Raw genomic sequence first — 14,384 nt, forward strand, 5'->3', positions numbered from 1 at the left:
CGGACTTAGAAAAAGCTGCTTAACTGGGTTGTGTGAATTTGCTTGACCACGTCACCATAAATACGAAGTGGTCTACCAGCCCTCACTAGATTGCATTAGTGACGTTATCTAAACCCTTTGCTGTCAAAACATCTTAAAAGATAACTGCCTTAAGTGTGGTAAACAACATTGTGTCTTTACCTGCCACACACGTTTACAAGGACGGCGGCATAGATATCTTCAAGGGTAAGTAAATCTGATAAATGGATGTGTTCGTTTACCTGATGGATGGTTGTATTGGGAACCCCCACCTCTACCACTTGCGTACCCTCACTGGCAAAAAACCGTCCATCCGAGGTACCGCCAGATGTGCTCACCACTGGATAGCGCCCGGTTGCAGATTTTATCGCATTTTCTATGCAAGTGATTAAGCATACCTCTGCGTTATTGTTAGGTTTGCTCAGATACGCTTCACAAGGTCGGAAAGCACTTAAGGCTGGGGAATGAACAGACATACGTATAGACCTATAGTAAAACTTGGGTCTATTACACGAACTTAAGGTGACACGTTTATAACAGTTTTGAGACGATGCAATGACAGACGTGGGTTGATTTTCTCGGCACCTCAATAGGTTAAACATAAACGCCAGTCAACGCTAATATTACCGCTAGAGATTGTTTAACGCGCAGCGGCTTGTTATAACTAGAACATCTTCTTTAAAAAGGCATTACAGTGTTAAAAATTATTGTCTTAATACCACTTATTCTATCTCTGCTTTGGTTTGGTTATTTGCGAGCAAACAAGTACACGTTAGAACAAGGTAAACAGGGGTTCTTATATATCTTCGTACTCTCAGGTGTAATCTCTGCGTTTTACACTCTTATGCTTTTTTTAACGCATTAGCCAACTTCAGTAGACCAGAGTGCTAAACACCTTCAAAGACAGTGTGCGTTATTAGGAAAACATGAATAGCGTTTCTGAGTTGAATTTTTAAGGCTCTCTTTCACAAACTCGTTATTCAAAGTTCTCTTTTGAAGGCACCTCTTCTTAGAATGCCCTTCAGCTTTACCGAACTCTTCCCAGGTTCTGCACTGAATTTGGGGCATCACTTTCAACATTAACTACTTTGCACACTCAATAAAAAAGCCAGCATAATGAACTATGCTGGCTTTAAAACGCTGTATCCTCTATGCCCACCCATTTCGTTGTACTATGGGGGGCAGTGGATAAATCTCTACAGAGCTTCGGAAATAGTTACGTCGGCGCTTGCACGTAATGCATCGATATACTGCTGATAAACGCGCTGCCCCTGAACCTGCGCTAAGCGCTGCTTAAGGCTTTCACCTAGCTCACTTTCAAGGGCCGGCGCTGGGTTTACGCCCTCAAGCATAACTACAGCCACATCTCCGTTTACTGTCGTTGCGACGTCAACCTTATCATCACCTTCAAGGGCAAGAGAGAATAAAGTGTCAACCAGCGCACGGGATAACGTACCGCCGGCTCTCTGGACGTTGGTTGCCGTTTGCCAAGATACAGATTTTGCGGAGAGTTCACTTTCAACGCTTTCACCTGCTCGTACCTTTTGAGCTACGTCAAATGCCCATGCTTCCGCTGCTTCTCTTGATTTCTCGGCCTTCACTGATGCTTCAATACCTTCGCGTACTTCATCAAGCGACTGTGTACGCTGAGGCTGATGCTCAACTACACGAGCAACAACAACGGTCTCTTCGTCTAGCTCGATAATATCACTATTAAGCCCCTCTTCTACCAATTCAGAAGAAAACGCAACGTCTAGTAACCCCGGAGAACTTAGGTCTGCGGGCGCTGTATTACGACTGAACAATACCGATTCCCGAACAGGCAAATCGACCGCATTAGCTGCGTCTTCTAGCGTATCTGGCACTTCGAATGCAATCTCAGCTAGCGTATTTTGAAGCTCAAAATACTTTTCCATTGCTGCATCGTAAAGAAGCGTGTCGCGAATTTCACTAGCCACTTCGTCAAACGATTTAACTTGTGCTTCTTTTAGTTCAGTTAGCTTGATAATGTGAAAACCAAAGTCAGTTTCAACAACATCAGATACGTCACCTACACTTTCTAATGCAAACGCCGCTTCGTCGAACGCAGGGTCCATCATCTCTGGTGTAATGAAATCTAAATCACCGCCATTTTCGGCAGAAAAAGTATCGTCAGAATTTTCTTTGGCAAGAGCGGCAAAATCAGCGCCAGCATCAAGCTCGGTTTTAAGTGATTGAGCTTTCTCTCTGGCACCGTCTACGTCGTCAGCCGCTTCAATAAGAATATGAGAAACGCGGCGCTCTTCTTCAGTGCCGTAGCTAGCAATATTATTTTCGTAATAAGTGCGCACAGCCTCATCATTCACAGAGACGCGGCCTTTTAAGTCTTCAACGCTTAGTTTTACGTAGGCAAGTTTAACCTGTTCTTCTGTGTCGAAAGACGCGATATTGTTGTTATAAAAAGCTTCAACATCGGCATCAGTTACTTCAACAGAACTCGCAAATTCGTCAGAACTCACTAATACGTACTTGGCGTCTCGAGTTTGGCGCTGAAGCGCATTTGCTAGCTCCACTTCACCATCAAGAGCAAACGAAGAGTTAGTCAAGGCAGCGGCCAACTGATTCTGCGTCATCTGGACGCGTAAATAATCGCGGAAGTCGGCTACTTGAAAACCATTTTGACGAAGAATAGCCTGGAATCGCTCGTTATCGAACTGACCCCCGAACTGAAATTCAGGCATCTGAACTATGGTTTCACGAATTTGTTCATCGCTTACACGCAAGCCCATATCGGTAGCTTGCTGCTGAATTAGCTTCTCAGCAATCAGTCTGTCTAAAACATTTCTTCTGAAATCTGCAAGGTACTGCTCACTAGAGAAAAGCTGAGCAATGCTTTCGCCGTATTGTGATTCCATTTGTGCACGCTGATTTTGATATGCACGCTCTAGTTCTTGTGCCGAAATCTCTTCGCCGTTAACAGTAGCTACTGCAGTAGTACCTGATGACGTCAGATAACTTCCTACGCCTGCGAATACGAAACTTAAGACGATAAGCGCAATAATTGCCATCGCCCAAGGGCCTTGAGAACCTTCTCTGATTCTTTCTAGCATGATTGTTCTTCAACTCCGTTGCTTACTACAATTACCGAGGCACACCATTAATTGGCAAGGGCCAGGTAAAATAAGCGCTGATTATAACCCAATGCTGCCGAATATAAACGCCAAAACACACTAATTGTGTCGTCTTTTGCGTTGAAACCGCATTGCGAGGCTAAGCACAAGACTCATGACGCCTCAGGGATTATTCTGACTTTAAATAGTGAGGTCACGTCAAGCCGCTTACCCCAATATTGAATTATTTTGTTCACAAATAAAAAAGGCGATGGACTAGCCATCGCCTTTTTCTATAATTTTTTGCTTAGTTACAAGCGTCTTTCAGTGCTTTACCAGCTTTGAAAGATGGAACTTTCGCTGCTGAAATCTGAATAGTCTCACCAGTTTGTGGGTTACGGCCACTGCGAGCTGAACGTTCGCGAACTGAGAAAGTACCAAAGCCTACTAGTGCTACTTGGTCGCCGTCTTTAAGCGCCGCAGTTACTGAGTCAGTGAATGCGTCGAGAGCGCGGCCAGCGGCTGCTTTAGAAATGTCTGCACCAGCAGCGATTTGGTCGATAAGTTGAGACTTGTTCACAATTATGATCCCCTTCGATTGTTATTATACTGTTTGTCCAAAACGTTTTTGCTTGGACGTTATAGCAAGCTTGCTTGTTAACATCAAGCTTCAGTCACAATTAATTAACTTTATTAATGAATCGCTGCAATCCCTTTTGTGGCAAGGCTTCAAGCGAATACCATTTAAAGGTAACACAACTTTTGTGACTTGAAAGCCCTATTTTTAAAAAAATAGGCTTTTCTTTCCGCCAACGAACGTTTTTTATACAATTATTGCAATTTTATATAAAAAATGTGGCTGCACGCCTTTAAAATTAAAGGATTACAGCCACGACGTCAGTTATTTTTTAACCACCTCAAAGCTTTCCACTGGCTCCTGAAGTGCGATATCAAGTACTTCATCAATCCACTTGACCGGGTGAATAGACAAATCTTTCTTTACGTTATCTGGAATTTCTTCCAAATCACGTTCATTTTCTTTCGGAATAACCACTGTTTTAATACCACCACGATGGGCTGCCAGTAGTTTTTCTTTAAGGCCGCCAATCGCGAGCACTTCACCGCGCAGGGTTATTTCTCCGGTCATCGCCACGTCACATTTCACAGGGTTGCCGGTGAGTGAAGAGACCAGCGCAGTGCACATCGCAATACCTGCACTTGGGCCATCCTTCGGTGTAGCTCCTTCAGGTACATGGACGTGAATATCACGTTTTTCATAAAAATCATCGTTGATGCGAAGTTTTTCAGCGCGACTTCTCACTACCGTCATCGCAGCTTTAATCGACTCTTGCATAACGTCACCTAGCGAACCCGTTGACGTCATTTTGCCCTTACCAGGGACTGACGTGGTTTCGATGGTAAGCAAATCGCCACCTACTTGAGTCCACGCAAGACCGGTCACCTGACCGATTTGATTGTCCTTGTCCGCTTTGCCGTAATCGAATCGCTGCACCCCAAGGTAATCTTTAAGGTTATCCTGTGTTACCACCACCTTATCTTTGCTCTTCTTCAGCAAGATATCTTTCACGGCTTTGCGGCACACTTTAGACACTTCGCGCTCTAAACTACGTACACCTGCTTCACGGGTGTAGTAACGAATCATACCAATGACGGCGGAATCGGTAATTTCAAGTTCTTTGGTTTTTAGGCCATTGCGCTCCATTTGCTTACCGATGAGATGATTCTTAGCAATATTAAGCTTTTCATCTTCGGTGTAGCCTGACAAGCGAATCACTTCCATACGATCAAGCAACGGCCCAGGAATATTCATGCTGTTTGATGTAGCAACAAACATCACGTCAGACAAATCGTAATCCACTTCTAGGTAGTGATCACTAAAGCTATTGTTCTGCTCTGGATCAAGCACTTCAAGGAGCGCTGACGCTGGGTCGCCGCGCATATCTGAAGACATTTTGTCTATTTCATCGAGCAAAAACAGTGGGTTCTTAACACCAACTTTTGCCATTTTCTGCACTAACTTGCCCGGCAGTGAGCCGATGTAAGTACGACGGTGGCCACGAATTTCGGCTTCATCACGCACGCCGCCTAACGCCATACGCACATATTTTCGACCGGTCGCTTTTGCAATCGATTGACCTAACGAGGTTTTACCAACGCCTGGAGGCCCTACAAGGCATAATATCGGGCCTTTAAGCTTTTTCACGCGCTGTTGAACCGCGAGATACTCAAGGATGCGCTCTTTTACTTTTTCCAGACCATAGTGGTCTTCATTAAGCACACTTTCAGCGCGGGAAAGGTCTTTTTTCACAGGCGAACGCTTGTTCCAAGGTACATTTGTTAGCCATTCAATATAGCTTCGTAGAACGGTCGCTTCAGCTGACATAGGAGACATCATTTTCAGCTTCTGAAGTTCAGCCTTCGCTTTGTCTTCGGCTTCTTTTGGCATCTTCGCGTCAGTGATTTTCTTAGACAGCGCTTCAAACTCGTCAGGCGCGTCGTCTAATTCACCTAATTCTTTTTGAATGGCTTTCATTTGCTCATTCAAATAGTACTCACGCTGGCTTTTCTCCATTTGCTTTTTAACACGGGTACGAATTTTCTTTTCGACCTGCAGCAAATCAATCTCGCCTTCCATTAGCGCCATAAGATACTCAAGGCGTTCATTGACGCCCTGCATTTCCAACACTTTTTGCTTTTCAGTAAGTTTAAGGGGCATGTGCGCGGCCATCGTATCGGCTAAACGCGCTGCATCCTCTATACCGTTAAGTGATGTAAGCACTTCTGGTGGAATTTTCTTGTTGAGCTTTACGTAACCTTCAAACTGAGAAACGGCAGAGCGAATTAATACTTCTTGCTCGTTTTCATCAATACCTTCGTCTTCTAGCTTATCTACATGTGCTACAAAGAAAGGCTCGGATTGCTTGTAGCTTTCTATTTCACCGCGAACACTTCCCTCCACCAGCACTTTCACCGTACCATCAGGTAGCTTTAAAAGCTGCAGAATAGTGGCAATAGTACCTACGGTGTAGATATCGTCTGACTCAGGCTCATCAACGCCTGCATCTTTTTGTGCTACTAGGAAGATTTGTTTGTCATTCTCCATTGCCGCTTCAAGGCACCGGATAGATTTCTCACGCCCAACGAATAGGGGTATGACCATATGCGGGTAAACAACCACGTCCCGCAAGGCAAGCACAGGAATTTCAATGCGATTTTCACGCTCAACTGTCATACTTGTTCTCAATTTGTTTGAAATGTCATTTTTATATGGGGATGCAAGAGCAAAGTTCAATCGAAACTTATTAAAGTGCGTTAATTCCTTTATCTTACCTTCCCTGCTCTAGGGCCTGTTGACCTATACTATAACCATTATCGATTTTTTCGTTTAAGGCAACACTTAACTGGAAAATCTAGCAGAAAGGATAGATTGTATGGCTTCAAGCGGTTAAATATCGCTCAAGTTATCAATATTTCGAACAGGTATATGATTTTTGTTGGCTCGAAAGAGATAGGCAACAGCAATTAAAAAAGGCCCCGAAGGACCTTTTTAGACAAGTTTAGTAACGCTAACTATTATTCAGACGCTGCTTTTTTCTCATTACTGTCGTAAATCAAAATAGGCTTCGACTCGCCGCGAATAACCGTCTCGTCAATGACAACCTTGCTCACATCATCCATTGAAGGAAGATCGTACATGGTATCAAGCAGCACAGCTTCAACAATTGAACGAAGGCCGCGAGCTCCCGTTTTGCGAACCATTGCCTTTTTCGCTATTGCATTTAAAGCGTCGTCACGGAACTCAAGCTCAACGTCCTCCATTGAGAACAACGCACCGTATTGCTTGGTAATCGCATTCTTAGGTTCGCGTAGAATTTGAATCAGCGCTTCTTCATTTAATTCTTCAAGGCTGGTTACAACCGGTAGACGACCAATAAACTCTGGTATCAGGCCGTATTTAACCAAGTCTTCAGGTTCAACCTGTTTGAACAACTCGCTGATTTGCTTGCTGTTGTCTTTCGACTTAACTGTTGCACCAAAACCAATGCCCGTATCTTTTTGCGCGCGCTGCTCGATAACTTTATCAAGTCCAGCAAACGCACCGCCACAGATAAAGAGGATCTTAGAAGTATCAACTTGTAGGAATTCTTGCTGAGGATGCTTACGACCGCCTTGAGGTGGTACCGAAGCAACCGTGCCTTCGATCAGCTTAAGAAGTGCCTGCTGAACACCTTCACCGGATACATCGCGTGTAATAGACGGATTATCAGACTTACGAGAAATCTTATCAATTTCGTCAATGTACACAATGCCGCGCTGTGCTTTTTCAACGTCGTAATCGCATTTTTGAAGAAGCTTCTGGATAATGTTTTCTACGTCTTCCCCCACATAACCAGCCTCGGTTAACGTGGTGGCGTCAGCCATTGTAAACGGTACATCCAACAAGCGCGCCAAGGTTTCGGCGAGAAGCGTTTTACCACTTCCCGTAGGGCCTATAAGCAAAATATTGCTTTTGCCCAGCTCAACGCCATCATGAACATCGCCATTACGCAAACGCTTGTAGTGGTTGTACACCGCTACTGACAATACCTTCTTTGCATGCTCTTGCCCAATAACATAGTCGTCAAGGTGAGCATGAATTTCACTTGGTTTAGGTAAAGCGTCCTGCTTTTGCTTTGGCGCGATTTCCTTAATTTCTTCGCGAATGATATCGTTACATAACTCAACACACTCGTCGCAAATGAATACCGACGGGCCTGCTATCAACTTTCTTACTTCGTGTTGGCTTTTGCCACAAAACGAACAGTACAGTAGCTTGTTATCACCGTCACCGCTTTGCTTATCACTCATTACTTTTGCCTCTGCCTTACCTGAGCCGAAAACCAAAACGTGCTTTGCACTGACTCAGGTCTACTATAACTATACTACTTAGTTCCGGCTACGTCAGATCGATTTGCTAAAACTTGGTCAACTAGGCCATATTCTTTTGCCTCTGTTGCGCTTAGGAAATTATCGCGATCTGTATCGCGCGCGACTTTTTCATAGTCTTGACCGGTATGGTCTGCCATTAGGCGATTCAATTTCTCTTTAATAGACAGAATTTCTTTCGCATGTATTTCAAAATCAGATGCCTGACCTTGGAAACCACCCAGCGGTTGGTGGATCATAACACGCGAGTTAGGTAGACAATAACGCTTACCTTTCGCACCTGCAGAAAGAAGAAATGCGCCCATGCTTGCAGCTTGACCCATACATACTGTGCTCACGTCAGGCTTGATGAAGCGCATCGTGTCATATATTGCCATACCCGCAGTAACTGAACCGCCTGGCGAGTTGATGTATAGGAAAATATCTTTCTCTGGATTTTCCGCTTCTAAGAACAACATTTGAGCAACGATGAGGTTGGCCATGTGATCTTCAACTTGTCCTACTAAGAAAATAACGTTTTCTTTTAAAAGACGTGAATAAATGTCGTATGAGCGTTCACCTTTAGAGGTTTGCTCTACAACCATAGGAACAAGTGCATTCATTGGGTCAAACGGGGTATTAGTCATAGCTACCTTGATTATCTAGCGTTAAAAACAAAAATGCTCGGAAGGCTCCGAGCATTTAAGCAGTTGCTGACAAGTATTGTCAATCAGACAGTAAAAAATTACGCCTGTTTGTTCATAACCTCGTCAAAAGCTTTAGTTACTTCAGTAACTTTTGCTTGCTCAAGAACCCACTCGATAGCTTGCTCTTCAAGCGCAACGTTTTGCATTTGCTGCATAAGCTCTTGGTTATTGTTGTAGTAATCAATAACTTCTTGAGGGTCTTCATACGCAGAAGCGGCAGTTTCGATCATCTCGTTAACTTTAGCTTCGTCCGCTTTAAGTTCGTTCTGCTTAATCACTTCGCCTAGAAGTAGACCAATAGAAACACGACGCTTAGCGTTGTCTGTGAACAATTCAGCAGGAAGGTCTGGTAGGTTCTGACCGCCGCCTTGCTGACTAAAACGCTGTTTGGCCTGCTCGCGAAGTGCATTGACTTCTTGATCGATAAGCGCTTCAGGAATGTCAAACTCGTTTGCTGCTACAAGCTTTGCAATAACATCTTCTTTAACTTGCGCTTTAAGCGTTTGGTTTAGTTCACGCTGCATGTTCTTGCGAACTTCTGCTTTAAGCGCGTCAACACCGCCTTCTTCAACACCGAATAGCTTTGCAAACTCTTCGTCAACTTTAGGAAGATCTAGACCTTCAACTTTTTTGACGGTAGTTTTAAATACAGCGTCTTTACCTTTCAGGTTTTCTGCATGGTAATCTTCAGGGAAAGTCACTTCAATAGTCACTTCCTCACCTGCTTTCGCACCAACGAGTGGCTTTTCGAAACCAGGGATCATGCGGTCTTTACCAAGCTCTAACGCGAAGTCTTCAGCTTTACCGCCTTCGAACTCTTCGCCATCAATAGAGCCAACAAAGTCGATAATTACTTTGTCGTCTTTCTTCGCTTTACGCTTAACTTCTTTCCAAGTGGCGTGCTGCTTCTGAAGGGTTTCCATCATGTTATCTAAATCTTCGTCAGTAATTTCTACTACTGGCTTCTCGATTTCGATATCACTTACACCTTTCACTTCTACTTCTGGGTAGACTTCGAAAGATGCAACAAACTCTAGGTCCTGACCGTCTTCATCTTTAGTCAGTTCAAACTTAGGCATACCTGCAGGCTGAATTTTTTCTTGAATCACTGCTTGGTAGAAGTTTTGCTGCATAACATCGCCAGCGACTTCTTGGCGAACTGCCTGGCCGAAACGCTTTTTGATTACGCTTACAGGAACTTTGCCTGGGCGGAAGCCGTTGATGCGTTGTGTTTTTGCCAACTGCTGTAGGCGTGACTTAACTGCTGAATCAACCGTATCAGATGGAACGGTGATAGTAAGACGGCGTTCTAAACCCTGGGTCGTCTCGACTGAAACTTGCATTATGTTACCTCAACTATACGCCTTTACAGGCGCTTTGTTCCCAATCCCCTCTCCCGTCATGCATTAATTGCATATCACGCCGGGGTAGAGGTCGTTATTCGACGTTAATCACTTCAAAGTTAGGTCGCGAACTCGCGTCAAAATACCAACCTGAAGCAAACGTACTGGTTAAAAAAAGACGCGGTAGTATACAGCCGCATACCACAAGAGTCGAGAGGCAAACACAAGTTTGTAACACGCTTTTGAATGCATTTTGAGCAAAAAGCAAGACTTTACGCGCGGTTTTGAAACAAATAAGCAGGTGTTCGTGAAAAATACGAAAAGAGATAATGATAAGATTGAGAGAAGATAATGGTCGGTGAGACAGGATTTGAACCTGCGACCCCTTGTACCCAAAACAAGTGCGCTACCAAGCTGCGCCACTCACCGACAGAGATATCTTTTTAAGACAAACTTTTGCAAGCTTGATATATGGTGCGGAAGGAGAGACTTGAACTCTCACGCCGTGAAGCACTGGAACCAAATCCAGCGTGTCTACCAATTCCACCACTTCCGCAAAAAAGTGGGGTGGACGATGGGACTTGAACCCACGACAACCGGAATCACAATCCGGGGCTCTACCAACTGAGCTACGCCCACCACAGTAATCCTTTTTCGTCTCATGTGTGAATTGAAAACACATAAACGACTGTCGAGCTGTAAGGATTGAACAATTATGCTCGATTGTATTCTTAATGTCGATTTGATTATGAGCAGCCCGAAGAATTACTTAGACGGACAGCACTGATTAAATCGAAAAAGCAAAAATGGTCGGTGAGACAGGATTTGAACCTGCGACCCCTTGTACCCAAAACAAGTGCGCTACCAAGCTGCGCCACTCACCGACAGGAATGCTTTGTTAAGCTTTTAAGAAAAGCTTGAAAATATGGTGCGGAAGGAGAGACTTGAACTCTCACGCCGTGAAGCACTGGAACCTAAATCCAGCGTGTCTACCAATTCCACCACTCCCGCAAAAAAGTGGGGTGGACGATGGGACTTGAACCCACGACAACCGGAATCACAATCCGGGGCTCTACCAACTGAGCTACGCCCACCATAGGGTGTGTTTGCAGTTTACATGCCTATGATTTGGCAATATAAACGTAAAAATTCAGCCTTACTATCAGGACCTACCTGAGTCGCATGGCGCGCCCGGCAGGATTCGAACCTGCGACCCACGGCTTAGAAGGCCGTTGCTCTATCCAGCTGAGCTACGGGCGCTTGGCGAATCTTTACTGCAAAAATGGTCGGTGAGACAGGATTTGAACCTGCGACCCCTTGTACCCAAAACAAGTGCGCTACCAAGCTGCGCCACTCACCGACTGTCGTTTCGACCTTGACGCCTTAGCCTCAGTGCCGTCACGGGGTGCGAATATTACTGACATCCCCCCACCTCGTCAAACACTTTTTCAAATAAAATAAACAACCGCTCACAAAGCATCCATTCTCACGTTTTTTTGAACAATTCGAGCATCATATGGTGACGCTATCTTTATACTTTTGCCCTGTTTGAGCGATTACTTAAAGATACAAAAACAGGCGCCAATAGCGCGTTGATGATGTTGATGGAAAGCGTTAGTTTATTTTCCAAGAAGCATTCAAGATGTTTGTAATCGTCAGTTTCCAATAATTGCTAGAGTATTAGCCCCATTTTGTGAAACAATATAGGGCACTTGTTGACCACTCAACCATATAAGAATCGTACAAGACTATGACCGCTCATCTTATTGATGGCAAATTAATTGCCAAACAAGTTCGCCAACACGTAACCTCCTATGTTGAATCGCTTACACAAGCTGGAAAACGACAGCCTGGGCTAGCCGTTGTGCTAGTTGGCAGCGATGCAGCTTCTCAAGTGTATGTATCAAACAAGCGAAAAGCGTGTGATGAAGTAGGCTTCCTCTCTCGCTCTTTCGACCTTCCAGCTGATACCACAGAAGAAACGTTGCTAAATTTGGTGGACGAACTAAACGAAGATAAAGAGATAGACGGTATTTTGGTACAGCTTCCTCTGCCAGCGGGCTTAAATGCAGAAAAAGTACTAGAGCGTATTCACCCACATAAAGACGTTGACGGGTTCCACCCTTATAACATTGGTCGCCTGGCACAGCGTATTCCTGCGCTACGCCCTTGCACGCCAAAAGGCATTATGACCATGATCGAGTCTACTAAGCGTCCTGTGAAAGGGTTAGATGCTGTTATTGTGGGCGCTTCTAATATTGTAGGTCGCCCAATGAGCCTAGAGCTATTGCTCGCAGGCTGCACGGTAACCACTTGCCACAAGTTCACCCAAGATTTAAAAAGCCATGTTCAACGCGCTGATTTATTAGTGGTTGCTGTCGGTAAACCGAACTTCATACCGGGCGACTGGGTAAAACCGGGCGCGATTGTGATTGATGTGGGCATTAATCGCGTAAACGACGGCTCACTAGTGGGCGATGTAGATTTCGAAAAAGCAAAAGAACGTGCTGGTTGGATTACACCCGTACCCGGTGGTGTTGGGCCAATGACTGTGGCTAGTCTTATTGAGAATACCCTAGAAGCCTATGTGAAATACCACTCATAAAGAGCTTACATTAAATCTAATTTTTAAGGCAGAAAGTAAATTTCTGCCTTTTTTGCTTTATACTCTCCACACTTTAAATACAGACCTAAATTGAATAACTTCTTTATGGCAGAACCAACCTCTTCGTTGTGCGATAAGCACGTTATCGATGCTACGCTTATGTGGGTTGACGATATCGTAATAAAACACAACTTTTGCCCCTTTGCGCGTTATGTAAGAACGCCCAACCAAATTCGTTGTGTAGTCGTTGCTGGCGATACGGGAGATGTCATTCAATCCCTTTTTGATGAGTTGCGGCATTTAGAAGAGAATGAAAGCACTGCCACAACGTTAATTGCGCTTACCCACTCAACTATTGCTGATTTTGATGAGTACCTCGATGTGTTGGCTATTGGTGATAATATGCTTCACGATTGGGGATATAGTGGCACTTACCAACTGGCCAGCTTCCATCCAAACTATGTGTTCGACGGTAGTGACGTAGACGATGCTGAAAACTACACGAATCGCTCCCCCTACCCACTTCTGCACTTAATTCGCGAAGCTGACATTTCGCGCTATATGAAAAAAGAAGAGGATGCAGAGAAGATATTTAGTCATAACATCGAGAAGGCACAGGCACTGGGCTGCCCCTATTTTGAAAATGTGCTAGAGGGACTTAAAAAAAGATAAGCCCACCCTATAAAGCACGTTAGTTAATTTAGCACGCTGCGTGGAAGGCTATTTATAGCGCTTTCTCAAACGGTAAACTAAGTACGAGCTTTGGCAGGCCAAAGAATTGAATTACTCCAGGGAAACCAAAGAAGGACGTGGTCTTTTCGACAAAAACATCCTTGCTTGGTCCAAGCGTTAACTTGAAGCGTTATAGTACATGCCAATTATGAGAGATATATGACAATTCAACTCACATTTAATGACAATAGGAATACCGCGTGAGCTCTACTAGTTCCTTTGAAGTGTCGAGCATTGCGACTATTGAGACGCCTTTTAAGCAAAAGTTTGCTGTACCAAGACAGGCCAATCTAGCCAGAGCAAAAGGCACCATTACCTTCAACGAAGGTTTCAACGACATCAATATGCTAAAGGGTATCGAAAGCTATAGTCACCTGTGGCTTTTATTCGTATTTCATCAAAATATTGAACGTGGTTGGAAAAGCGCGGTAAAAGCCCCCAGATTAGGCGGTAACGCTACCATAGGCGTTTTTGCAAGCCGAAGCACTCATAGACCAAATAGTATTGGCATGTCTGTCGTTGAAAACGAGGGCGTGACGATAGAGGAAGGCAAAGTAACGCTAAAAGTCGCAGGGGTAGACTTAGTAAGCGGTACGCCACTCATTGATATCAAACCTTATATTTCCTACGCTGATAGTATTTCTGGAGCGAACGACACCCTCGATGACATTAATCCTATCCCCCATCGAAAGGTATTTTTCGCGCCGAATCTCTCGACAACGCTAGCCAAAATTGAACATCGACATCGTGATTTTTCCACTCTTGTGACCGCTGTGCTTGCACAAGATCCTCGCCCTGCCTATAAACAGCAGCATGATAATGACGAAAAAACCTATCGTGTCACGCTATACGATATTGACGTGGGTTTTATGATAAAAGACGCGGTTGTGTGGGTCACAGAACTCGCTCCGTTGGGATAATTACACGAATAGTGTTAAGCGTCTGTGGCGAAAAGGCTCACAGT

The 14,384-nt window shown here is 44.5% G+C and carries 9 protein-coding genes, 8 tRNA genes and 1 pseudogene; 3 read left to right on the forward strand and 15 right to left on the reverse strand.

Annotated features, from left to right (window positions below):
• Nucleotides 1-176: 176 nt before the first annotated feature.
• The 15 genes and pseudogenes from JC525_RS11360 to JC525_RS11430 all read right to left on the reverse strand — a co-directional run.
• Nucleotides 177-506: pseudogene (locus JC525_RS11360) on the reverse strand (M20/M25/M40 family metallo-hydrolase); the annotation flags it as partial.
• 708 nt (nt 507-1,214) lie between these two features.
• Nucleotides 1,215-3,107, reverse strand: coding sequence for a SurA N-terminal domain-containing protein (locus JC525_RS11365; protein ID WP_198815953.1), 1,893 nt, complete (start codon nt 3,105-3,107; stop codon nt 1,215-1,217).
• A gap of 307 nt (nt 3,108-3,414) precedes the next feature.
• Nucleotides 3,415-3,687 (reverse strand): nucleoid-associated protein HU-beta, encoded by a 273-nt coding sequence (gene hupB / locus JC525_RS11370; RefSeq protein WP_012518978.1) that lies wholly within the window; start codon nt 3,685-3,687, stop codon nt 3,415-3,417.
• Nucleotides 3,688-4,008: 321 nt separating this feature from the next.
• Entirely contained in the window at nt 4,009-6,360 is a 2,352-nt protein-coding gene (lon, locus tag JC525_RS11375) for an endopeptidase La (protein WP_198815954.1), read from the reverse strand.
• Nucleotides 6,361-6,701: 341 nt separating this feature from the next.
• Nucleotides 6,702-7,976: an ATP-dependent protease ATP-binding subunit ClpX gene (gene clpX / locus JC525_RS11380; RefSeq protein ID WP_105931757.1), complete on the reverse strand. Its 1,275-nt coding sequence runs from the start codon at nt 7,974-7,976 to the stop codon at nt 6,702-6,704.
• Between the two features lie 74 nt (nt 7,977-8,050).
• The gene (gene clpP / locus JC525_RS11385) at nt 8,051-8,680 is read right to left on the reverse strand and encodes an ATP-dependent Clp endopeptidase proteolytic subunit ClpP (protein ID WP_105931666.1); all 630 of its coding nucleotides are present in this window, start codon (nt 8,678-8,680) and stop codon (nt 8,051-8,053) included.
• A gap of 98 nt (nt 8,681-8,778) precedes the next feature.
• The gene (gene tig / locus JC525_RS11390) at nt 8,779-10,083 is read right to left on the reverse strand and encodes a trigger factor (protein WP_198815955.1); all 1,305 of its coding nucleotides are present in this window, start codon (nt 10,081-10,083) and stop codon (nt 8,779-8,781) included.
• Nucleotides 10,084-10,435: 352 nt separating this feature from the next.
• Nucleotides 10,436-10,512, reverse strand: a tRNA-Pro gene (locus JC525_RS11395).
• A 43-nt stretch (nt 10,513-10,555) separates the two neighbouring features.
• A tRNA-OTHER gene (locus JC525_RS11400) sits at nt 10,556-10,639 on the reverse strand.
• A 7-nt stretch (nt 10,640-10,646) separates the two neighbouring features.
• Nucleotides 10,647-10,722: transfer RNA gene (locus JC525_RS11405), tRNA-His, on the reverse strand.
• Between the two features lie 168 nt (nt 10,723-10,890).
• A tRNA-Pro gene (locus JC525_RS11410) sits at nt 10,891-10,967 on the reverse strand.
• Nucleotides 10,968-11,009: 42 nt separating this feature from the next.
• A tRNA-Leu gene (locus tag JC525_RS11415) sits at nt 11,010-11,094 on the reverse strand.
• A 7-nt stretch (nt 11,095-11,101) separates the two neighbouring features.
• Nucleotides 11,102-11,177, reverse strand: a tRNA-His gene (locus JC525_RS11420).
• Between the two features lie 89 nt (nt 11,178-11,266).
• Nucleotides 11,267-11,343 (reverse strand) — tRNA-Arg (locus JC525_RS11425).
• 23 nt (nt 11,344-11,366) lie between these two features.
• A tRNA-Pro gene (locus JC525_RS11430) sits at nt 11,367-11,443 on the reverse strand.
• Between the two features lie 390 nt (nt 11,444-11,833).
• Between JC525_RS11430 and folD the strand changes: the two genes are divergently transcribed.
• From folD to tsaA, 3 genes are all read left to right on the forward strand, one after another.
• Nucleotides 11,834-12,688, forward strand: a complete 855-nt coding sequence (gene folD, locus JC525_RS11435; protein WP_198815956.1) for a bifunctional methylenetetrahydrofolate dehydrogenase/methenyltetrahydrofolate cyclohydrolase FolD — start codon at nt 11,834-11,836, stop codon at nt 12,686-12,688.
• 105 nt (nt 12,689-12,793) lie between these two features.
• Nucleotides 12,794-13,360 (forward strand): DUF1415 domain-containing protein, encoded by a 567-nt coding sequence (locus JC525_RS11440; RefSeq protein WP_198815957.1) that lies wholly within the window; start codon nt 12,794-12,796, stop codon nt 13,358-13,360.
• 260 nt (nt 13,361-13,620) lie between these two features.
• A complete protein-coding gene (tsaA, locus tag JC525_RS11445; RefSeq protein ID WP_198815958.1) occupies nt 13,621-14,340 on the forward strand; it encodes a tRNA (N6-threonylcarbamoyladenosine(37)-N6)-methyltransferase TrmO in 720 nt (239 codons plus the stop codon).
• Nucleotides 14,341-14,384 lie beyond the last annotated feature (44 nt).

The sequence above is a fragment of the Alteromonas sp. IB21 genome (assembly GCF_016405965.1).
Classification (GTDB): domain Bacteria; phylum Pseudomonadota; class Gammaproteobacteria; order Enterobacterales; family Alteromonadaceae; genus Alteromonas.

What these genes read in the sequence shown, in the direction of transcription:
- JC525_RS11440 (WP_198815957.1), top strand. Translation starts at nt 12,794, where the DNA reads ATGGCAGAACCAACCTCTTCGTTGTGCGATAAGCACGTTATCGATGCT.
- clpX (WP_105931757.1), bottom strand. Translation starts at nt 7,976, where the DNA reads ATGAGTGATAAGCAAAGCGGTGACGGTGATAACAAGCTACTGTACTGT.
- tig (WP_198815955.1), bottom strand. Translation starts at nt 10,083, where the DNA reads ATGCAAGTTTCAGTCGAGACGACCCAGGGTTTAGAACGCCGTCTTACT.
- folD (WP_198815956.1), top strand. Translation starts at nt 11,834, where the DNA reads ATGACCGCTCATCTTATTGATGGCAAATTAATTGCCAAACAAGTTCGC.
- JC525_RS11365 (WP_198815953.1), bottom strand. Translation starts at nt 3,107, where the DNA reads ATGCTAGAAAGAATCAGAGAAGGTTCTCAAGGCCCTTGGGCGATGGCA.
- lon (WP_198815954.1), bottom strand. Translation starts at nt 6,360, where the DNA reads ATGACAGTTGAGCGTGAAAATCGCATTGAAATTCCTGTGCTTGCCTTG.
- clpP (WP_105931666.1), bottom strand. Translation starts at nt 8,680, where the DNA reads ATGACTAATACCCCGTTTGACCCAATGAATGCACTTGTTCCTATGGTT.